This window comes from Mycobacterium innocens (assembly GCF_900566055.1).
In the GTDB taxonomy this organism is placed as follows: Bacteria; Actinomycetota; Actinomycetes; order Mycobacteriales; family Mycobacteriaceae; genus Mycobacterium; species Mycobacterium innocens.
In genome coordinates, this window is sequence record NZ_UPHQ01000224.1 from 28,654 (window position 1) to 50,154 (window position 21,501).

17 protein-coding genes and 1 pseudogene are annotated in these 21,501 nt (G+C 67.4%); 6 read left to right on the forward strand and 12 right to left on the reverse strand.

From position 1 onward, the window contains the following. Positions 1 to 4 precede the first annotated feature (4 nt). The 6 genes from EET03_RS21475 to EET03_RS21505 form a co-directional block, all read right to left on the reverse strand. Complete coding sequence (locus EET03_RS21475) at positions 5 to 952, reverse strand: DUF302 domain-containing protein (protein WP_244232473.1); 948 nt, start codon at positions 950 to 952, stop codon at positions 5 to 7. Between the two features lie 321 nt (positions 953 to 1,273). Further along, a complete protein-coding gene (locus EET03_RS21480) occupies positions 1,274 to 2,908 on the reverse strand; it encodes a fatty acyl-AMP ligase (RefSeq protein WP_075544847.1) in 1,635 nt (544 codons plus the stop codon). Between the two features lie 337 nt (positions 2,909 to 3,245). Beyond that, a complete protein-coding gene (locus EET03_RS21485; protein ID WP_208649109.1) occupies positions 3,246 to 4,208 on the reverse strand; it encodes a 4-(cytidine 5'-diphospho)-2-C-methyl-D-erythritol kinase in 963 nt (320 codons plus the stop codon). Between the two features lie 59 nt (positions 4,209 to 4,267). Then, on the reverse strand, positions 4,268 to 5,212 hold the full coding sequence (gene rsmA / locus EET03_RS21490) for a 16S rRNA (adenine(1518)-N(6)/adenine(1519)-N(6))-dimethyltransferase RsmA (RefSeq protein WP_099194247.1): 945 nt from the start codon (positions 5,210 to 5,212) through the stop codon (positions 4,268 to 4,270). Continuing rightward, positions 5,185 to 6,312: a resuscitation-promoting factor gene (locus EET03_RS21495; protein WP_208649110.1), complete on the reverse strand. Its 1,128-nt coding sequence runs from the start codon at positions 6,310 to 6,312 to the stop codon at positions 5,185 to 5,187. Before EET03_RS21495 ends, rsmA begins: the two co-directional genes overlap by 28 nt. A gap of 173 nt (positions 6,313 to 6,485) precedes the next feature. Further along, on the reverse strand, positions 6,486 to 7,355 hold the full coding sequence (locus EET03_RS21505) for a TatD family hydrolase (RefSeq protein ID WP_075544826.1): 870 nt from the start codon (positions 7,353 to 7,355) through the stop codon (positions 6,486 to 6,488). Positions 7,356 to 7,387: 32 nt separating this feature from the next. Between EET03_RS21505 and metG the strand changes: the two genes are divergently transcribed. After that, positions 7,388 to 8,950 (forward strand): methionine--tRNA ligase, encoded by a 1,563-nt coding sequence (gene metG / locus EET03_RS21510; RefSeq protein WP_075544825.1) that lies wholly within the window; start codon positions 7,388 to 7,390, stop codon positions 8,948 to 8,950. A 513-nt stretch (positions 8,951 to 9,463) separates the two neighbouring features. Beyond that, positions 9,464 to 9,829 carry a PAS domain S-box protein gene (locus tag EET03_RS21515; protein WP_063471162.1) on the forward strand — a complete coding sequence of 122 codons (366 nt, stop codon included), beginning with the start codon at positions 9,464 to 9,466 and terminating at the stop codon, positions 9,827 to 9,829. A gap of 55 nt (positions 9,830 to 9,884) precedes the next feature. Here the strand turns inward: EET03_RS21515 and EET03_RS21520 are convergent, their stop codons facing one another. The 5 genes from EET03_RS21520 to EET03_RS21535 form a co-directional block, all read right to left on the reverse strand. Further along, entirely contained in the window at positions 9,885 to 10,544 is a 660-nt protein-coding gene (locus tag EET03_RS21520; RefSeq protein ID WP_075544824.1) for a TetR/AcrR family transcriptional regulator, read from the reverse strand. Between the two features lie 115 nt (positions 10,545 to 10,659). Continuing rightward, on the reverse strand, positions 10,660 to 11,355 hold the full coding sequence (locus EET03_RS21525; protein ID WP_075544823.1) for a TetR/AcrR family transcriptional regulator: 696 nt from the start codon (positions 11,353 to 11,355) through the stop codon (positions 10,660 to 10,662). Beyond that, positions 11,352 to 11,507, reverse strand: a complete 156-nt coding sequence (locus tag EET03_RS30390) for a hypothetical protein (RefSeq protein WP_167470678.1) — start codon at positions 11,505 to 11,507, stop codon at positions 11,352 to 11,354. Before EET03_RS30390 ends, EET03_RS21525 begins: the two co-directional genes overlap by 4 nt. A 191-nt stretch (positions 11,508 to 11,698) precedes the next feature. After that, on the reverse strand, positions 11,699 to 13,405 hold the full coding sequence (locus tag EET03_RS21530) for a hypothetical protein (RefSeq protein WP_075544822.1): 1,707 nt from the start codon (positions 13,403 to 13,405) through the stop codon (positions 11,699 to 11,701). A 13-nt stretch (positions 13,406 to 13,418) separates the two neighbouring features. Next, positions 13,419 to 15,284: a putative bifunctional diguanylate cyclase/phosphodiesterase gene (locus tag EET03_RS21535; RefSeq protein ID WP_075544846.1), complete on the reverse strand. Its 1,866-nt coding sequence runs from the start codon at positions 15,282 to 15,284 to the stop codon at positions 13,419 to 13,421. Between the two features lie 436 nt (positions 15,285 to 15,720). Here EET03_RS21535 and EET03_RS21540 point away from each other — a divergent pair, with 436 nt between their 5' ends. The 4 genes and pseudogenes from EET03_RS21540 (at position 15,721) to EET03_RS21555 (ending at position 20,607) form a co-directional block, all read left to right on the forward strand. Continuing rightward, positions 15,721 to 16,920 carry an NAD(P)/FAD-dependent oxidoreductase gene (locus EET03_RS21540; RefSeq protein ID WP_075544821.1) on the forward strand — a complete coding sequence of 400 codons (1,200 nt, stop codon included), beginning with the start codon at positions 15,721 to 15,723 and terminating at the stop codon, positions 16,918 to 16,920. Between the two features lie 8 nt (positions 16,921 to 16,928). Continuing rightward, positions 16,929 to 17,836, forward strand: a pseudogene (locus EET03_RS21545) (RNA polymerase sigma-70 factor). 48 nt (positions 17,837 to 17,884) lie between these two features. Next, positions 17,885 to 19,168: an aminodeoxychorismate synthase component I gene (locus EET03_RS21550; RefSeq protein ID WP_208649111.1), complete on the forward strand. Its 1,284-nt coding sequence runs from the start codon at positions 17,885 to 17,887 to the stop codon at positions 19,166 to 19,168. A 128-nt stretch (positions 19,169 to 19,296) separates the two neighbouring features. Then, positions 19,297 to 20,607 (forward strand): hypothetical protein, encoded by a 1,311-nt coding sequence (locus EET03_RS21555; RefSeq protein WP_244232474.1) that lies wholly within the window; start codon positions 19,297 to 19,299, stop codon positions 20,605 to 20,607. A gap of 33 nt (positions 20,608 to 20,640) precedes the next feature. Here EET03_RS21555 and rsmI read toward each other — a convergent pair whose 3' ends face one another. Continuing rightward, positions 20,641 to 21,498, reverse strand: a complete 858-nt coding sequence (gene rsmI, locus EET03_RS21560; protein ID WP_063471170.1) for a 16S rRNA (cytidine(1402)-2'-O)-methyltransferase — start codon at positions 21,496 to 21,498, stop codon at positions 20,641 to 20,643. Positions 21,499 to 21,501: the final 3 nt, after the last annotated feature.

Below are 21,501 nucleotides of genomic sequence, written 5' to 3' on the forward strand. Positions count from 1 at the left end.
GCATCTAGTGCGTCGCCGCCGCGGCGTCGGCAACGGTGCGGATTGTCTGCGACACCTGCTTCCCGACGTCGGCGCGAGCCGGGTCGATGACGCTGAACAGCGGCGCCGGGTCGAAGTAGCTGATGTGCGCCGGACCGCGGCTCTCCGCCCAGACCTGCATGCGTACCGGAACCACCGCGCCGATCGCTTGTGTTGCGCCGAAGAGCGTCTTGCCGATCTGCGGATTGCCGACAAAGAAACTGTGCGACCGCTGCAACTGCAGTCCGATCGCCTCGAGCCTGCTGGCCTGGTTGACATCGCCGAGGACGATCATCCCGTTCTGGTCGGCCGCGGTGTGTAACGCGCCAATCGTCGCCTCGAACGAACTTGATGTGTCGACGGTGATGAATGTGGTGTCGACTTTCGTTACCTGAGGGGTTGCCTGAGGTGCGGCGCCGGCGCCCACCGCGGCTTCGGCGATGGTGCGGATCGATTGGGAAATCTGCTGCCCGCCGTCGCCGAGAGCCGGATCGACGGCGGTGAACTCCGGGGCCGGGTCGAAGTAGCTGATATGGGCCGGACCGTCGCCGTCCACCCAGACGTGCATACGCACCGGGATCACCGCGCCGATCGCCTGAGTGGCGTCGAAAAACGTCTTACCGATCCGCGGATTGCCGATAAAGAAACTATGCGCCCCCGGCAATTGCAGCCCGGTAGCCGCCAGCACCGCGTCCTGGTTGAGGTCTCCGACGATCATCATCCCGTTGTCGGCGGCCGCCTTCTGCAGCGCATCGACGGTAGCTTCGAACTTCTGGTTCGAGGTATAGCTGATGAAGGTCGTCGAAACGGTCCGCGGCTGGCTTGGCGCACTGGTCGTTGCCGGCGCATTCGTTGCTTGCGGAGCGCTATTTTTGGTGCTGCTGCAGGCAGCCACGATCAGAATGACGACGGAAAGGCCAGCGACGACTCTCATCACCGCTGCTCGGGAGGCGAACAACATGGGTACTGCTCCCTTCGGTTTCGATGGGGCCAGCTGTTCGGCAACCAGCACTCCGCAGCGGTCACACATCATTCGGGCCGCCCATTATCGATCGGCCAGACCATTCCACCACTGGTTGGCTGTCCAGGGAGGTGGTTTGTATCGCCAACCCGCCATAGCGGGCACCATCTCCCGCTCGCGAGCTGGGGGACCTCCCACTCGTGAGCGGGGGGTACCTCCCGCTTGCGGGGGAACGCAAAATCGCCCAATTCCCTTGGGAAATGGGCGATTTTGTGTCTGCTCGCGATCGAAACGCTAGGTGACCAGGGTGACGGAATTGGCCCGTCGCAGCTTGCCCGACGGCGTCTTGGGGATGGTGCCCGGACCGAGAACCACGACATTGCGCGGACGCACGTCGACCTCGGCGACCACCTCGTGGGCCACCTGGTGCTCGATGCGACGCACCTCGGCAAGGTCCTCGAAGGCATTGGACTCCACCGCCACCGCGAAAGTCTCGCGCGAGTGCCCGGCGTCGAGCCGCACCGCCACCGCACAACCCGGACGCACCCCCGCGACCCGGCCGGCGGCCCGCTCGATGTCGGTCGGGTAGATGTTGCGGCCGGCCATGATGATGACGTCCTTCACCCGGCCGCAGACGACGACGTGTCCGTTCTCCATCCGGTAGCCGAGGTCACCGGTGTCATACCACCCCTGCGCGTCCTGCGCCGGGATGAATCCGCCCATCGTGATGTAGCCGGGTGTCACCGACTCGCCCCGCAGCTCGATCACCCCGACGCCCCGCGGCGGCAGGATGTTGCCGTCCTCGTCGACGATGCGGGCCTCGATCCCTTGCAGCAGCGGGCCCAGCGAAGCCAGCCGACGGGTGTTGCCCTTGGTGGCCGGCACCGCGCGGCGCAGCGCGGCCAACAGGTCGGCGTCCACCTCGTCGACCACCAGACCGGCGCCGCACTCGGAGAACGCCACCGCGAGCGTGATCTCGGCCATCCCGTAGGCGGGCAGGATCGCCTGCGGTTTGAGCCCGAACGGGGCGCCGGCTTCGCACAGGTCCTCGACGTCGGCCGGCTCGACCGGCTCGGCGCCGGACAGCGCCAACCGCAACGTGGACAGGTCGAACTGGCCAGGCTTGGCCTGCTTGCGCAGCCGCTTGGCGAACAGCGAATAAGCGAAGTTCGGGGCGGCCGTCATGGTGCCCCGGTACTTGTCGATCAGCTTGGCCCACAGCAGGGTGTCGCGCATGAAGTCCATCGGGGTGACCTTGACCAGCTCACCGCCGAAGTACATGGGCACGGTCAAGAAGCCGATCATCCCCATGTCGTGAAACAACGGCAACCAGCTGATCATCACGTCGGTGTCTGCGTTGTACTCGGCGCTGATGTACATCGCCTCGAGATTGGCGAACAGGTTGCGGTGGGTGATCTGAACCGCTTTAGGGGATCCTGTCGACCCAGACGTTAGTTGCATCAACGCCAGATCGTCCTCGCCGGTCTCGATCGGGTCGACCGGGTCGGACACCAGCAGTTGCTCGACCGTGAGCACCTTGATGCCGCGCTCCTGCAGCACCGGAGCGGCGGCCAGGAAGGGCTCGGAGATGATGACCGCCTTGGCCTCGATCATGGCGACCACGGTGGTGGTGTCCTCGGCCCACAACGCGAGGTCGGTGCGTGGGGTGGGCTGGTGCAGCATGGTCAGGCTGGCGCCGCGCATCCACAGCCCCTGAGCGGTCGGGGCGATTTCGACCGGTGCGCCGGCCAGCACACCGACCGCGTCGCCGTGGCCGACGCCGACGGCCGCCAAACCGCCGGCTATCTGCCGCGCTCGCTCGTGGACTTCGCCCCAGGTGTGCCGAACCGGGGTGTGTGGTTCACCGGTCACCATGCCCTTGGTGGTCTCCCGGGCATTGCGGAACATCTTCTCGGTAAACCTGCTCAAATCATCCTCCTCGGTTCCGGCCCAAGGTCCGGGTTTCATGTTCCGCCTGCTGGACGGCACTTGGTAGCAGGCACGCGCACACAATTGGGAAGCGGTTAGGTCTCGGTTCGGTGATGGGCTGACGATCCAAAGCCGGATCGCACGACGCGCAAGAGCCTGGCCCGATATCCGGGCCGAGGGTGGTTCGCGGACCGCCCGGCGCGTTGCCCGGCGGACGACGAAATCGCATTCCCTTGCTTACCGCTAGCCGTCACCGCCGATTATCTTAAGCAACTCTTAAGTAACTGCCAAACTCTTAGGGCGTTTGAGGCGGATTTCACAGCCAAGTCACACTCGGTTATTCGGGGGTTACCGGAGCCGGGACCACCCGGGCGCCCGGCACCGGTCCGGTGGCCACTCGCACGGTACGGCACACACCCGCCCCCGACAGCTGCGCGCCCACGTCGATCGCGGACTCCGCCGAGGCGCACAGAAACGCACACGTGGGACCCGAACCCGACACGATGCCGGCCAGCGCGCCGGCCTCCACACCGGCCCGCAGCGCCCGACGCAGCGCCGGGTCCAGGCTGACCGCGGCCGCCTGCATTTCGTTACCCAGCAGCGGCGCCAGCCGATCCGGATCGCCCGCGGCCAGCGCTGCCAGCACCGGTCCAGGTTCGCCGAGGCGCGGCGGGTCGCCCGCCTCGCGGAGTCGGTCAAGCTCGGTGAATACCGCCGGCGTGGACAGCCCGCTGTGCGCGAACGTCAGTACCCAGTGGAAGGTGTTGCGGGACAACACCGTTGCCAGCTCCTCACCGCGGCCGGTGCCCAGCGCGGTACCGCCGTGCAGCGCAAACGGCACATCGCTGCCCAGCCGCTCGGCGAGCAGGCGCAGGTCGCGGCGAGGCAGACCGAGTTCCCACAGGGCATTCATCGCGACCAGCACGGCCGCCGCGTCGGCGCTGCCGCCCGCCATTCCCCCGGCCACCGGGATGGATTTCTCGATGAGAATCGACACATCCGGCGCCCGGCCCACATGTTCGGCCATCAGCTCGGCCGCCTGCCAGGCGAGATTGCGTTCGTCGACGGGCAGCTCACGTGCCCCCTCGCCGACCAGCTCCAGCGACAGCACATCGGCATTGCGCACCGTCACCTCGTCGACCAGCGAGACGGCATGAAACACCGTCGTCAGCTCGTGGTAGCCGTCGTCGCGGCGGTCACCGACCGCAAGGTACAGGTTCACCTTGCCGGGCACCCGTACGGTGACCGACCCGGTGGGCACCCACAACTCAGCAGTGTTGCCGTCCGACGCCCTGACCACCGCAGCAGACTATCGCTGTAACCGGCGAACCACACGCAACGGCGCCCGGCGGCTCATGATCAACCCGCCGGGACCTGCTGTTCGCCGGCGGTGCCGCTGGTCTGCGCCACCTCACCGGACCCCTGCTCAGAGCGCCGCAGCAAACGCACGAAATCGGCGATCGACAGCGTCTCACCGCGTCGAGCGGGGTCGATGCTGGCCGCAAGCAACCTATTCGCCGACTCGTTGCCCGAGCCCGCCCACTGGGCAAACGCGTTGCGGGACGTCTTGCGGCGCTGCGCGAAGGCGATGTCCACCAGTTCGAACACCTGCCGCCGAAACGCGCCGTCGGCCGGCCACGGTGACGTCTCGTACCGATCGATGCGGACCAGTCCGGAGTAGACCCGCGGGATCGGCCAGAAGACGGTCGGCGACACCATGCCGCAACGCCGGACCCGTCCGTAGAAGCGCACCTTGACGCTGGGCACGCCGTACTCCTTGCCGCCCGGCTCGGCGGCAAGCCGTTCGGCGACCTCGGCCTGCACCATGACCGTCACCACCCGGATCGACGGGAACTCGGCCAGCAGATGCAACAACGCCGGAACCGCGACTTTATATGGCAGGTTGGCGACCACCGCGGTCGGCTCGACGGCCAAATCCTGCGGGTGCAGGCTCAAGATGTCGCGGTTGAGCACCGTAAGTCGCTGGATCTCGCTGTGGGAATGCTCGGCCACGGTCTGCGGCAGCCGGGCGGCCAGTACCGGGTCGATCTCGACGGCCGTCACGGACGCGCCGCGGTCGAGCAGCGCCAGCGTCAGCGAGCCCAGGCCCGGCCCTACTTCCAGCACCCGGTCAGCCCGGGTGATCCCGGAGGCCGCAACCACCCGGCGCACCGTGTTGGCGTCGTGCACGAAATTCTGTCCGAGCGATTTTCGTGGCCGGAACTCGAGCTCTTTAGCCAGCCGCCTGATCTCGGTGCGCCCGAGCAGCCGGATAGTCAGCGTGTCCCCCCTCGTCCACTGCACACCGGCCACGCGCCCCAGCCCTGGCGTTGGCGGGTCACCTCGGCGACTGCGATCTGTTCTTCGCGGGTGGCCAGGTCGGCGCGGGGCGCATACCGCAGCCCGCCGTTGGCCTCCCAGGTGCCCTGGTCGAATTGCACCCCACCGTAGTACCCGTTGCCGGTGTTGATCGCCCAGTTGCCGCCGGCCTCACAGCCGGCGACGGCGTCCCAGATGTCTCCGTCGCTCACCGGAGGAACGTCGGTGCCCGGCTTGGCGCCCACCCGCACCACCGCGTCGCGCGCCGGCGTCAGCACGACGTTGGCGATCGGCAGCTTTCCGGTGACCACGCCGTTGACCTCGGCCACCGCGAACGTCACATCCTGCTCACCGGGAGTCCCCGCGTCTTCGACGACCTTGCGGCTCATGTTCATTTCCGGGTCTTCGATGCGACGCGCATTCGGCAGCAGCGGCAACCGCTCGGTGACCCGCTCGATGCGGTACCGGGTCACCTGGATCTGCATGCCGTCGGTAATCGGCGTCGTCGCGCCGGGCACCACCTGGTCGCTGCCCTGCAGCGGTACGCCGGCGGCGTCGAGCAGGCCCGCCACGTTGGGCGCCGCCAGGTGCACGGTACGCACCACCCCGCCGTCGTTGATCTCCACCGTTTTGGCGCTGACGACCGGCAGCGCCATCCCCGCCAGCGGGACCCGGCTGCCGCGAGAGGCGGCCGCAGGCGCCGTATCCGTCATGGCCAGTTGGGCCAACGCTTCGTCGACCGTGGATGCCGTCGTCCAGACCTTCTTGACGTCGTGGCCGTCCAGCGAGATCTCCAGCGGGCGACTGCGCCGCAACACGATGTTCTCCGAGTCGTGGACCACCACGTCCGCCGCGGGGTACAGGTCGTCGCGCGCGTCGACGGAGAAGCCGTTCTCCTGCACGACGTCGATCACCCGCGACTTCATCGTGGTGACCCGCATCGCGGTTCCATCGACGGTCAGCGTCACGGTCTTGGCCGCCGACACGGCATACCCGCCGGCGAACGCCAGCCCCAGCAGTAAGGCGCCAACCACAAGGCGCAACATCGGTGATTCGGTTTGATGAAGTTTCGTAAGCAGATTCAATGTGCGACTATCCCCGACCTAACCAACAACCTCAGCAACGACCCAGCAGCAAGTTCCAGACATTTCAGCCGAATTCAGCTGAAAACGCCAAAATGGGCCCCCAGAGGCCCACCCGTACGATCACAAGACGGTAACGAACCGATCAAGGCTGAGCAACTCCGGCGCGCCGGGCGTTAGGGCCACCCACCAGGTGTGTGACCCAGTTCATACGCCCGCGCGGCATTGCTCGTGGTGATCTGGGCCACTTCCTCGGGACGGCGATTGACCAGCTCAGCCAGTGCCCGAACGGTGTAGGGCAGGCAATACGGCTCGTTCGCTGTGCCGCGGTAGGGGTGCGGGGTGAGAAACGGCGCATCGGTTTCCACCAGAACGTGCTCCAGCGGTATCAGCGGAACAGCTTCCCGGAGGTCACGGGCATTGCGGAAGGTCACAGTTCCGGAAAGACTCAGCAACCATCCGGCGGCCACACACTCGCGGGCCATCACGCTGCCGGACGAGAAGCAGTGAAAGATCACGGTGTCCGGGGCACCCTCGGCCCGCAGCACGTCGAGCACCTCACGGTCGGCCTGCCGATTGTGGATCATCAGCGGTTTTCCGGCGCGCTTGGCCAGGTCGATATGCCACGCGAAGGCCTCGCGTTGCACGCCGGGCTGCGCGCACCCGTCGAGGCGGCCCGGCCAGTACATATCCATCCCCGTCTCACCGACCGCCACGACACGCGGATGGGCCACAAGTTCCTCGATTTCGGCACGCGCGGCGTCGGTGAGCGCGTCGGTGCGGGTGGGGTGCAGTGCCACCGCGGCGTAGACCCGCGGATCCCACTCGGCCGCCCGGGTCACCCAGCGCGCCGATTCCAGGTCGTCGGCGATGGTGACCACCGCGCGCACCCCGACGGCCGCGGCGCGGTCGACGATGTCGGCGACGTCTCGAGCGTCGCGGGCGCCGCACGCGTCGAGGTGGGTGTGCGCGTCGACCAGCGGGGTCAACGGCTCCGGGGCGGGCGGTGCTTGCGGTGTGCCGGGCCGGTTGGTGCTCACGCGCACACAATAGGACCACCCAATAGGGTGGGATCCCAATGAAGCCATCGCAGCCCTATTACGTCACCACCGCGATCGCGTATCCCAACGCGGCGCCGCATGTGGGTCACGCCTACGAATACATCGCCACCGACGCGATCGCCCGGTTCAAGCGACTCGACGGCTTCGACGTGCGCTTCCTGACCGGTACCGACGAACACGGCCTGAAGGTGGCGCAGGCCGCCGCGGCCGCGGGCGTGCCGACCGCACAGCTTGCCCGGCGCAATTCCGACGTCTTCCAGGGCATGCAGGAGGCGCTGAACATCTCCTTCGACCGGTTCATCCGCACCACCGACCCCGACCACTACGCGGCGTCGCAGGAGATCTGGCGCCGGATGGAGGCGGCCGGTGATCTCTACCTGGACAACTATTCCGGCTGGTACTCGGTGCGCGATGAGCGGTTTTTCGTCGAGTCGGAGACCCAACTTGTCGACGGCACCCGGATCGCGGTCGAGACCGGCACGCCGGTGACCTGGACCGAGGAGCAGACCTACTTCTTCCGGCTGTCGGCTTACGCCGACAAGCTGCTGGCTCACTACCATGCCCACCCCGACTTCATCGCACCCGAGGTCCGGCGTAACGAGGTGATCAGCTTCGTGTCCGGTGGCCTCAAAGACCTGTCGGTGTCGCGAACGTCGTTCGACTGGGGCGTGCCGGTTCCCGAGCATCCCGACCACGTCATGTATGTCTGGGTGGACGCGTTGACCAACTACCTGACCGGCGCCGGCTACCCGGATACCGGCTCGGAGTCGTTCCGCCGCTACTGGCCCGCCGACCTGCACATGATCGGCAAGGACATCATCAGGTTCCACGCCGTCTACTGGCCGGCCTTCCTGATGTCGGCGGGCATCGAGTTGCCGCGAAAGGTGTTCGCCCACGGGTTCTTACACAATCGCGGCGAGAAGATGAGCAAATCGCTGGGCAACACCATCGACCCGATGGCACTGATCCAGGCCTACGGCGTGGATCAGGTCCGCTACTTCCTGTTGCGGGAAGTGCCGTTCGGGCAAGACGGCAGTTACAGCGACGAGGCCATTATCACCCGGATCAACACCGATCTGGCCAATGAGCTCGGCAACCTGGCCCAGCGCTCGTTGTCCATGGTTGCCAAGAACCTGGGCGGGGTGGTGCCCGAACCCGGGGAGTTCTGTGATGCCGACACCGAGTTGCTGGCGACGGCTGACGGGTTGCTGGATCGGGTGCGCGCCCACTTCGACCGGCAGGCAATGCATCTGGCGCTGGAGGCGATCTGGCTGATGCTCGGCGACGCCAACAAGTACTTTTCGACACAGCAGCCATGGGTGCTGCGCAAGAGCGAGTCCGAGGCCGACCAGGCGAGGTTTCGCACCACGCTCTACACCACGTGCGAGGTGGTACGCGTCGCGGCGCTACTGGTCCAGCCGGTCATGCCGGAGTCGGCCGCCAAGCTGCTGGACCTGCTCGGCCAACCCGAAGACCGGCGGGCGTTCAGCGCCGTCGGCACCCGGCTCGCGCCGGGCACCCAGCTGCCGCCGCCCGCGGGGGTATTCCCGCGGTACCAGCCGCCACCCGAAGTCGAGTGAGCGGAACGAGCGCAGCGAGTGACGGGAACGAGACGAGCATCAGGCACCGAAGTCGAGTGAGCGGAACGAGCGCAGCGAGTGACGGGAACGAGACGAGCATCAGGCACCGAAGTCGAGTGAGCGGAACGAGCGCAGCGAGTGACGGGAACGAGACGAGCATCAGGCACCGAAGTCGAGTGAGCGGAACGAGCCCTACAGCAAAGTCCAGGCGGGAGCGAGCCGAACGCCGGACACCCCGATCCCCGGCGCGTCGTCAGGAACCGGACATCTCGGCACGAGGTCATAGTTGCTTTGTGCTGCAATCAAATTCGTTGCCGCTCGCTGCGGTGACCGCCGCGGCGCCGTCGTCAACGACCTGCTGTCGCCCGGTGCCTCGCAACGAAATGCGCCGGCCCCTGTCGCGACCCCGCAGCGAACTCCGACTTACCGGAAACCGCCCGGCCAACTCGCTGTCATAGGCAATAATCAGGGGCTGTGGAGCGCCGACGGAACCGGCAGGCAAGCCAATCGCCGATGATCGCCTTGAAGCAGTTGCCCGCGCTGGTCGTTCTGGAGCGGATTCCGGTCCCCGTGCTCGCCACCGGAGATGACGGCAGCATCCTGTTCACCAACACCGCATTCGCCCAGATGGTCGGCCGCGACCCGGACGAGGTGCTGTCGCTTCGGTTCCACGAGATCTTCCATCAGTGCCCGGACTCGGAATCGTCGACGCTGTCCTTCGTGCATGCGCTGGCCAACATGGTCGTCGAGTTGGCCCACAAGGACGGCTCGGTGGTGCGAGCGCTGATGAGCAGGTCGGCCGTACGACGCGTGGACGACAACTTCGCCCTCGCGGTGTTTCAGGATCTGACTGAACAACTGTGGGAAGAGGAGCGCTGACTGTCCGCTGTGTTGCCACGACGGCCGGCGGCGGACTTCCCGCGCACGGCCGCGATCAATGGCGGCTACGCAGCGCCTCGCGGGCTAGGAATTCCCGGAAGTACGGCAGCGAGGTTTCAACGGTCATGCCGGGAAGCAGGAGTCCCCACAGCTGACCCAATCGCTGCCCGGGGCTCTCGACTTGGTGCCCATTGGCGCCGGATAACGCGTTGGAGAGCAACCGCATTCCGAACGCCGCGCCGGCAATCGACTCGCCGACCAGTTCGGGTTCGACGTCGTCCCGGAGATCGCCTTCGGCAATCGCCCGCCGGGCCTGGCCGGCCATCTCCCCCGCGCAGGCCCCGAAAAATTGCGCGGCAGCGGTGTTGAATCCGGCAAGGACAGCGGTTAGCTGCTCGGCCGCACGAGCCGTCTTGTCGGCACTGAGCAGGTGTGCGACGGCGAAGGTGCCGTGAATCATGTTCTCCAGGGCGGGCGACGCCGACCCGCATACGTTGCGAAATGCACCGAGAAGCGCGTCGGAACCTTCCTCGATGATCGCTGACGCCAACGCTTCCTTCGAATCGAAGTGGTGGTAGAGGGCACCTTTGGTCATGCCCGTCCGCTCGATGATCGTGGCCCAGCCGGCGGCCGCGTACCCGACCTCGCCGAAAACGTCGACGGCGGCATCAAGGATCTTTCGCCGGGTTACCTCGGATCGGACCTGGCGTGCCATCGCTCCCGTACCTTCGCCGGTGCGGTGGATCCGATGAGGCTCCGGACCTCCGCATTGCTTACTTTCCTGGTCAGCCGGCTAGCCGAACAGCGGCCGCCATGGCTTCGATCTTTTGTCAACCCGGCGCCACCTGGGCTGTTGCCGAGCGGATGGCCAGCGCGGTCCGCCGGGTGACGAACTGCGTGAAGTAGTCAATTCTGGCCGGCTGCACTATTCCGCTCAGCACCAGCAACCAGTTCTTCTCGAGATCGCGGAGAAACCGCTCCGGTGCGTCCAGGTCGCTGGCCTGCCGCAAACCCAGGTACATCGACACGATCAGACGGCCAACGTCTTGCGAGTCGCAGCCTTCGGCCACGTCGCCTTCGACGATCGCGCGCCGTACTACAGCCGCCAGAGCTTCGATCCACCCGTCCAGCAATTTCGCCTGCAGGCCTTCGGTACGACCGACCGAGTCGAGCAGGTGTAGGGCCGCCCTGGCCATGTCCTGGCTGATGTCGCGGACGGCGACTAGGTAAACGAAGTCGACCAGCGTCTCCAGGCCGGAAAGCTGCCTGGCCAGCAGCTCCTCGACGGCAACCCGGCCCGCGGCGGTGTGTTGCAAGATGATGGCCACGGCCAGCGCGTGCTTGGACCGGAAGTGGAAATACATCGCACCCTTGGTGAGCTGGGCCGCCGCGAGGATGTCGTCGAGCCCCACGTCGTGGTACGCGCGCCGGGCGAACTGATGGGCGGCGGCGTGCAGAATCTGCTGGCGGGTGGTGTCCGCTCGCCCGCTCGTCGAGTCGGTCGTGGTCTGAGCCGAAGAATTCATGCCGGCCGCTGACGGTCGCGCTGCGGATGGGTGGCGTCTGTTTCCAGGCTGTCTCGAGCGGTTCCGAAACCGGAACCACCGGCCGGGACGATCGCCGTCACCTTCGCGATGCCCTCCTCGAGCGGGATCGAGCGGGGAAGCCAGATGGTCATCTCGTGATGGCTTACCGGCTGTGCCTCAGGGTTGCATTGACGCCGATTTCGAGGGTATCAGCCCATTTTCTCGCCGCGACGCTTAACGCGGGGCAGCACTATCCGCAAAACGAAATACTCCCGGTACGTTTAATGGATATTTCCATGCGAGCGGTATGCCCAAGCCCGGACTTTGGCCTGGCCACGCCGCCTCACGCACCGTTCGTTGCGGTCTGCACGTCGCGCGGAATGTCGAGCGTCGCGACGGGATAAAAGCCGGAATCGTCGCGGCCGTCGCGGGCCAGCTGCATCGGAGGGTAGTTGACCACATGCGAACCGTTCGGCTTGTGCTGTTGCCAATCTATTGACGCCCGCAGCGTGTAATGCCCCGCCGGCAAGCCGGCCAGCTCGACGCGAACCGTCTCGGAGGCCGACGCCGGTATGGGCTGCTGGGCGGTGCGGTCCCCGGGCGCCTCCGGGACCAGCAACTTCAGATCCACGCTTGCGGGCAACATCCGAACCGTCTGCCCGGTGAAATCCACCAATCGGTAACCCGGGACCCATTTCTCGGTCGCGGCCGCGGAGCCGTAATTGGTCCAGACAACCGAAATCGTCGCGACTTTGCCGTCCTTGCTCAGCCCCTGCGACCCGGGCTTGGCCTCCACCGAGTACCGGTAGCCCGCCGTCGCATTGGCCTGGGCCCACAGCACATACAGCTTGGGGTCCATCGGCGAGGTCGCATCGTCGTCCGGGAAGTTGATGCTCGAGGTCATCGAGACGTGATATCTCATGATGTCGCGCAGACCCTTCTCGTAGTAGGCCTGCCGCGTGGTTCCGCTGGGCAGCTGGCACCATTCGGTGATCACCGGAGCCGTCGACAGCCGCTTGCGCAACGCGGCGACAACCGGATCGTTGGTCTGCACGTAGTGGGCGGCGCTGCCGTCGGCCCACGCCGGCATGGGCGCATAGACGCCCAGGCAGTCCGAGCGAATTCCCACCGGCGCGGCGAGCTTCTTGGTGACGTCGTCGGCGAGCAATTCCCGGACGATCTCCGGGTTGGCTGCGCTGGTCACCAGCTGGGTGCGGGGAAAGGCGCTGACGTTGGCCTCGACCAGGCGCTGGATGGACGCCTTGGTGATGTTCTGATCACGGAACTGGCTGTAATACCCCAATGCCGCAACGCTGTCATCGGGCGCCGGACCGGCGGCGTTGAGCGAGTCGCGCAGATAGGCGATGTGGTTTTCGCTGAAATCCCCATACCCGGAGAACTCGAAAACGCTGAGTCGTTCGTCGCCGTCGTAGCGGCGACCCAGTGCCGCCAGTAGCCCTACGAAGTCGCTGAGATAGGTCGGATCGTTGAAGTTCGGCACCACCTGCAGCACCCCCGCCGCGGCACCGGTGGCCGGCCCGGGATAGGTCGTGTTGGTGCCCGGCCGGGCGCGTTCCCAGTCGGGAATCGCGATGTTGGTGTTGTTGGGATACGTCGCATTGCAGCAGGAGTTGTACGCGTACACCCGAAGCGTCAGCCGCATGCGCCGCTCGGCCAGCCGGCTCAGCGCGTCGTCGATCACGCTGAAGTCGTACTTGCGCTCGTCCGGAGCGTCCGGCGGCAGCGTGGCCGGGTCGGTGGGCTGCAACTGACGCCACGAGACCCGCAGGCTGGCATCGTAGGACGCCGGCCACGCCGGATACCGCTGCTGGGCCGGATCGCGTTGCGGGAAAAGCGGTTCCAAGAGGTCTTCGTATTGGCCACGCAGCGGGTTAGATATCTCCAGGACCGGGGACGGTATGGCCGGGCTGACCATCGCGGTCAGCGGGCTGTTGCCGGGCTGGTGGCTGCTGCATCCGGTGAGCACCCCAGCCGGCAGCAAGACGGCGCAGGCGGCAACGATCGATGATTTTCTAATTGCTCGAACCATTTTCACACTTGAGCTAGATCGCGCCGAGCGTCAGTGCCTCGCGGTCGGCGAGGAACGGCATCGGCATCCAGCGAGCGGACAGCAACGCCTCCATGGCGTTGCCCGGGACGGGGCGCGACAACAGGAATCCTTGCGCCCGGTGGCACCCGTGCCGCATCAAAGTCAGTGCAGCAGCAGGGGTCTCGACGCCCTCGGCGACCACTTGCAGTCCGAACGCCTCGGCGAGGCCGATGATGGCGCGAACGATCGCCAGGTCGCCGGCGTTGGTGCCCAGGTCACGGACGAAGCCGGTGTCGATCTTGAGCATGTCGACGGGAAGCGACTTCAGATGCGACAACACCGCGTAACCGGTGCCGAAGTCGTCGATGGCCACCTGCACACCGACGTCCTTGAGCTCTGACAACGTCTTTCGCGTCGCCTCGATGTCGTGCACGACCGCACGTTCGGTGATTTCCAGGCACACCGATCCGCCGTCGATGCCGAACTCCTCGATGGTGTCGGCCACACTGCGGACAAAGCCGCGGGTTATCAGCTGGACCGGCGACACATTGATGCGCAACACCGCGCTCTGCCCGACGCCGTTCCTACGCCACCGGCTGAATTCGGCACACGCGCTGCGCATCACACATCGGCCGAGTTCGCCGGCGAGATTGGTGGACTCGGCCACCCCGATGAACGAGTCCGGCAGCAGTAACCCCCAAATCGGGTGGCGCCAGCGAACCAGCGCCTCGGCCGCCACGACCGCGCCGGTCCACAGGTCGACCTCCGGCAGATAGTGCAGCAACAGCGCGTCGCTGTCGATATTGCCCTGCAGATGCAGCTCGATGTCGTTGCGGAACGCGCTCTTGAGCGACATGTCGTCAGTAGACAGCGCCACCTGGTTGCCGCCGGCGCGTTTGGCGGTGAGCACCGCCTCGTCGGCGCGGCGCAGCAGATCGGTGCTGGTGTCCCGGCCCGGCATGCCCACGGCCAGACCGATGCTCACCGTCCGGGTGATCTGATGGCCGCCAATGGCCAGCCGCTCCCGCAGCATTGCCGAAAGCCGACGGGCGAACGATTCGGCGACTCCTTTGGACATCACCTGGTGGGGGATCACCACGAACTCGTCGCCGCCCAGTCGGGCGATCATGCTTTGACCGCCGACGCACCCGCGAAGGCGCTGAGCAAAGACGCGGATGAACCAGTCGCCCGCGTTGTGGCCCAGATAGTCGTTGATCGACTTCAATCGGTCGAGGTCCAGGTACAGCACGGCGACGGGCCCGGGTTTACCCGCCGCGAGCCGTTCGGACAGATGGGCCAGCAGCGCGCGGCGGTTATGCAGGCCGGTCAGATCGTCGTGCTCAGCCAGGTACCGCAATTTCTCTTCGGCGGCGATCCGCGCCTGCAGCTGTGCGAACAGCGCGGCGACGGCCTCGAGCGTGTTGATCTCTTGATGCTTCCACTTCCTGGCGCCGAACTTCACGAAGCCGAGCACGCCGGTGGTCGTCTCCCCCGAGACCAGCGGGGCCGCAGCCACCGATGGCGACGCCGCCTGTTTGGAGCCGCCCATCCATCGCCGGTAGAACCGGTTGTTGCGGTGCGGGCGGATGACAACCGGCTTCCTGCCGTGCTCGCACTGGGTAAGCACCGGGTCCGCGCTGGTGAAATGCACGACCGCCTGCGGGTCCGGGTCCGCAACGTCACGCCGCGGTGGCCACTCCGCAACCAGGACCGAGGCGCGGATCTCGTGGTCATGGTGGCGCAAGAAACTGGCGTCCACATCGAACTGCTCGCCGAGTTGAGCGAGCACCTTCCGGCTCACCTGCGTTGCGGTGGACGCCGTCGCCTCCATCAGCTGGGTTGCTACGGAGGTGACGACGAGGTCCAAGCTGCGCGGCAAGGGATCCTCCGATGTGTGCACGTGTCTAATGGGGGCGACTGACCCAGTCGACGGACGGTAGTAGGGGTCGCTCCTGTCGAATGCCGCCGCTGGGCAATGAAGGGGCCCTGGTCAGCCTGGTTGTCTACCGGGTTCACCTGGGAATTCAGGTCGGTATCGTTGCGACAGCGTATCATGGGGCCGCATTCAGCCCGCCCGGAATCCAGCGCACGCATCGCTCCAATGCGCAAGCGCTGACCTCGATTCCGGCGCGTCCGACACGTGATCGGCCGAAAATTCAGCGCCGACCGCCCGGTCCTGACAAACCCCGGAAAAGTGAACCGGCTCACAATCTCCATCGCGGCTGTCACAGCAGGCCGGTCTGTGGTGTCTCCACTGCAGAAGTCCTCGATGATCCCCCGATGATCGCGCCACAATGAAGAACAGGAGACTCCCAATGTTTGAGCCGACCCCCTTGACCGGCCCACGGACTCATGTCGGCGTCGTCGGCGGCGGCTACGCCGGCACGGTGGCCGCCAACCACCTGCGCCTCAACGCCGACATCGACATCACGGTGGTGAACTCACGCCCGGTGTTCGTCGAACGGATCCGGCTGCACCAGTTGGCGGCGGGCAGCGGCACCGCCACCGTCGAGTACGGCACGCTGCTGGGCGAGGCCATCGAGCTGATCATCGACACCGTCGACCGCATCGACTCCGCCGACCGCAGGTTGCTGCTGGCTTCAGGTGCCCAACTGGACTACGACTACCTCATCTATGCCGTGGGCAGCACCGGAGCCGCGCCGGCGGTTCCCGGAGCTGCCGAATTCGCATACTCGCTCGCCGATCTGGACGGCGCGACCCGACTGCGGCACACCCTGATCGATATGCCCGCCGACGCTCCCGTTGTCGTGGTGGGCGGCGGGTTGACCGGCATCGAAGCCGCCTCTGAGCTCGCCGAGCAGGGCCGCCCGGTGACGCTGGTCTGCGGTGGCCCGTTGGGGCCGTCGCTGAGCAAGCGCGGCCGGCGTTCGGTGGCCGAGCAACTGCGCAGTCTGGGCGTCGCGGTGCTCGAATCGGTCGCGGTCAGCCAGGTGCGCTGGGATGCCGTGGTGCTCACTGACCACGCCGTGCTGCCCAGCGCGGCCACGGTGTGGACCGCCGGATTCGAGGTGCCGGATCTGGCCGCGCGCAGCGGGCTTCGTACCGACGGTCTGGGCCGGCTGCTCACCGACGAAACACTGACCAGCCCCGACGACGAACGAATCGTCGCCGCGGGCGACTGCGCCGCACTGTCGGGCCGGCCGCTGCGGATGAGCTGCCAGGCGGCCGGGCCACTGGGGGCCCAGGCCGCCAATACCGTGCTCAGCAGGATCGCGGGCGAAACCCCGGCAGCGCTGAGCCAAGCGTTCGTCGGACAGTGCATCAGCCTGGGCCGCTCCCACGGCACCGTGCAACTGTCGCGCTCCGACGACACTCCGGTCGACGTGGTCGTGGGGGGCCGTGCCGGCGCCGCGATCAAGGAAGTGATCTGCAAGGGCACGGTGTGGTCCATTCGGCACGAAGCCGCCAAACCCGGCTCGTACTTCTGGTTCAAAGGCGGCAAGCGGGCCGCGCAGCCGCCGGCCGAGCAACAGGCTGCGCTGAAGTCCCGATGACCTCCCCGATGACGCAGTCACCCCACGAGCACGCCCAACGGTTCACCCTGCTGCGGCCGATGCTGTTCACCATCGCCTACGAAATCCTCGGCTCGGCAACCGAATCCGAGGACGTGCTGCAAGACAGCTATGTGCGGTGGGCCGCCGTCGACCTGGAGACGGTGCGCGACACCAAGTCATACCTGGCTCAGCTGGTCACTCGCCAGGCGCTCAACGCCTTGCGGGCCGGCGCCCGCCGCCGCGAGGAATACGTGGAGCCGTGGCTGCCCGCGCCGCTGCTGCTCGACGAGCAGGACCCGGCTGCCGACGTGGTACTGGCGGAATCGGTGTCGATGGCGATGCTGGTCTTGCTGGAAACGCTGAGCCCGGACGAACGGGCGGTGTTCCTATTGCGCGAAGTCTTCGGATTCGACTATGCCGAGATCGCCGACGCGGTGGGCAAGTCCGCGCCGGCGGTGCGCCAGATCGCCCACCGCGCCCGCGAACACGTGCAGGCGCGGCGCAAGCGATACGGCGCGCGGCCGGTCGACCCGCAACGCCACGCCCAGATCACCGCGCAGTTCCTGGAGACGGCCACCAGCGGCGACGTGGAGGCGCTGATGGCGATGCTCGATGCGGATGCCACCTGGATGGCCGACAGCGGCGGCAAGGTGTCTGCGGCACGCAAGCCGGTGGTCGGCGCCGAGCGGGTGGCCAGGGCCATCACCGGACTGATCCGCAAGGCGGCAGCGCAGTTGCGGGTGAAGGTGGTGACCTGCAACAGCGCGCCGGCGGTGCTCTCTTCTATCTGGGCGAACACCTGGAGGGCGTGATCACGCTGGAGATCGTCGACGACAAGATCACCAACTTCTACGTGATGCGCAATCCCGAGAAGCTGACGGCATTGGCCAGTCCGCGCGAGATCAGCCGCGGCTGATCGGAACTCCTGGCGTGCGAATATCCGCCACTCTGTCAAGCTAGGGCGGTGCGAATCGATCGGCTCGGCGACCTTGGCGGGGCACCCCAGGTGCTGCGCGCTGTCGCTCGTGCCACCGTCCGACTGGGCCTGGCGCCGCCGGCCGCGTTGACCGGCGAATGGTTCGGCGCGCTGGCGGTGATCGCACCGAGTGTGTCGGTCCAGCCGGTGGACCGCGGCGACGCGTTTCCGGTCCCGGAGGCCCCCGGTGAACGGGTGGCGCCCATCTCAGGGGCGGTGGGCGGCGGCTGGGTCGGCTACCTGTCTTACCCCGATCCCGGCGCGGACGGGCGGGGAAGCCGGATCCCCGAAGCCGCCGGCGGCTGGACCGATTGCGTGCTGCGCCGCGATCGCGACGGCCACTGGTGGTACGAGAGCCTGTCGGGCGCACCCATGCCGGACTGGCTGGCCAGCGCCCTGGCGACGACACCGGCGCCGGCCGGCCGGCCGGTACCGGGGGCCTGCCGGATCGACTGGGCAGCGGCCGACCGGGAAGCTCATCGCGGCGGGGTGCTCGCCTGCCTGGCGGCGATCACCGCCGGCGAGGTCTACCAGGCCTGCGTGTGCACGCAGTTCACCGGGACCGTCAGCGGGTCCGCGCTGGACTTCTTCATCGACTTCGTCGACGCTGCCCGCACCTCCCCGTCCCGGGCAGCCTATGTCGGCGGCCCGTGGGGCGCGGTGGCATCGCTGTCCCCGGAACTTTTCCTGCGGCGCCACGGCACCGTCGTGGCCTCCAGCCCGATCAAGGGCACGCTGCCGCTGGAGGCCTGGCCGTCGGCGCTGCGGGCGTCACCCAAAGAAGTGGCCGAGAACATCATGATCGTGGACTTGGTCCGCAACGACCTTGGCCGAGTGGCCATTACCGGCACGGTCACCGTGCCCGAGCTACTGGTGGTGCGCCGGGCGCCGGGCGTATGGCACCTGGTGTCCACCGTGGCGGCCCGGGTTCCGGCCGAGTTGCCGATGTCGGCGCTGCTGGACGCCGCCTTCCCGCCGGCGTCGGTTACTGGAACGCCCAAACTGCGAGCCCGCCAACTGATTTCACAGTGGGAGCAGCGTCATCGCGGAATATATTGCGGCACAGTTGGTTTCGCGTCACCAGTTGCCGGTTCCGAGCTCAACGTCGCGATCCGCACCGTGGAATTCGACACCGCGGGCAACGCCGTCCTGGGCGTTGGCGGCGGGATCACCGCGGACTCCGACCCCGACGCCGAGTGGCAGGAATGCCTGCACAAGGCCGCACCCATCATCGGGATGGCGGTCCCGGCCACCGCCACTCGGGTCGGCTAGTCAGCAAACTGTGGCGAGGTGCGGCTCGGCGGAATTTCGCGTAACGCCCACATGGCACGCCTGGTGCGCCTAAGCTCCTAATCGGCGACCCGCGCGTATCGCGTGGTCGAATGCGAGAGGGGTCCGTCATGAGAGTCGGTGTCGTCGGCGTTGCGGCCGCGGCCATGGTGGGGGGGACGCTGGCGGTTGCGCCGCTGACGATGAGCGGGCCGATGCGCACCCCAAACCAAGGCACGTGTGCCGCCGGCCAGCAATGCGACCGCCTGGCCTCCGTGCTGATGCCCGGGACCAGTGCACAGCCGGGCAAACCCGCCCAGGCGGCGCCGGCGCAGTTACCGACGGATGCGCTGACCCCCGTATTGGCGCCGCGTGCCGCGCCGGAGGCCGCCCGCGCGGTGCCCGGAGTCGCCTCGCCGGTGGGCCCGGGACTGCCTGGTGTCACCGACTTGGGTCCGGCCGCGCTGCCGGCCGCCCCTCCGTTGCCGAACGCGGCCCTTCCACCGGGCCCGGGCCTGCCTGACATCGGCACGCCGTACCTCGGAATCCCCGGCATCGGAATCCCCGGCATCGGAATCCCCGGCATCGGCCTGCCCGGGGTACCGAACCTGGCCAACGGGCCTGCCGCGGTCGGTACGGCCACCTCGATCGTGAACGGCATCCTGGGGATCGGAGGCACCGTCGCGGGCGTCGCGACGTCCAGCGCGCTGGCGGTCACGTATGTGGTGCTCGCCTACAACGCCTTGCAGTCCTCGGGCATCCTGCCGCAACTCAACGCAACCGCCAACACGATCGGCTCCATGCTGTTCCCCTCGGGGCTACCCTCGGCCGGTTTGCCGACTTTGAGTCTGCCCGGCCTGCAGGCTCTGCCGGGGGTGTCGCCGGCGGGCCTGATCGCGCTGGCGGGGGTGGGCGGTCTGCCAAATCTGAGCTTGCCGAGTCTGCCTGGAGTGTCGCCGACGAATCTGCTGGGGCTGGCGGCCGCCGGCCTGCCCGGTCTGCCCGGAGTGTCGCCCACGGATGTGGTCGCACTAGCAGCCGGTGGTTTGCCGCAGCTGGCGACCGCTCTGCCCGGGCTGCAGGCCGGTCTGCCGGCACTGCCGGGCGTGGATCCGGCAATGCTGGCCGCGGCGCTGCCCGCACTGGCCGCAGGTCTGCCGGGAGGCCTTCCGGCGGTTGATCCGGCGATGCTGGCCGCGGCACTGCCCGCACTGGCCGCCGGCGGCCTGCCGGGTGGTCTGCCGGCGCTGCCGGCTCCGGCGCTGCCGGGTGGTCTGCCGGCGCTGCCGGCTCCGGCGTTGCCGGGTGGTCTGCCGGCGCTGCCGGCTCCGGCGTTGCCTCCGCCGCCACAGCTGCCGACCATCCAGGGGCCCCCCATTCCCCCGCACCCGCAGTTGTGCACCCCGACAATCGGTCCCATCGGGAGTTCCTGCACACCCTGACCCGGACCGGGACCTACCGGTCGCGAAGTTTTTCTAAGGCGCCGCGCCGGTTTCGCGGCGGGCCAGCAGGACCGCATCGTAGAGCTGACGTGAACGCACGCCCTGATGCGCCGCGGCCACCTGGCTGCAAGCGTCCTTGACTCGGATACCGGCCGCGACCAGGTTCTCGACCTCCCCGACCAGCGACGGCAGGTCGGCGTACGGGGTCGCGCCGGCGCCGGCGAGTACCACGGTGATCTCACCGAGCACGCCGCCGGTCGCCCAGTCCGCCAACTCGTCAAGAGATCCCCGCACCACTTCCTCATGCACCTTGGTCAGCTCCCGGCAGACCGCGGCCGGACGCGCCCCGCCGAGCTGTTCGACGGCATCGCGCAGACACGCGGCCAACCGTCTCGGGGATTCGAAGAACACGCAGGTGCGCTGCTCGTCGGCCAGCGAGGCCAGCCACGCCCGCCGCGCAGCGCCTTTGCGGGGGGCGAACCCCTCGAAGCAGAACTTGTCCGACGGCAGACCGGACACCACCAGCGCAGTGGTCACCGCCGACGGCCCGGGCAAGCAGGTCACCGTAATCCCGGCATCGATACAGGCCGCGACCAGTCGATATCCCGGATCGTTGATCACCGGCAATCCGGCGTCGCTGACCACCAGCACCGTGGCGCCGGCTCGCATCGCGTCAACCAGCGCCGTCACCCGCAACGCCTCGACCCGGTCGAACAGGCTCACCACCCGCCCGCTGATCTCGACGTTAAGCGCCCTGGCCAACGTTTTCACCCGTCGGGTGTCCTCGGCCGCCACCACGTCGGCGCCCGCCAACGCGTCGATCAGGCGTGGCGACGCATCCGCGGGCTGGCCCAACGGAGTGGCGCCGAGCAACAGGCGGCCGGAACTCATGAC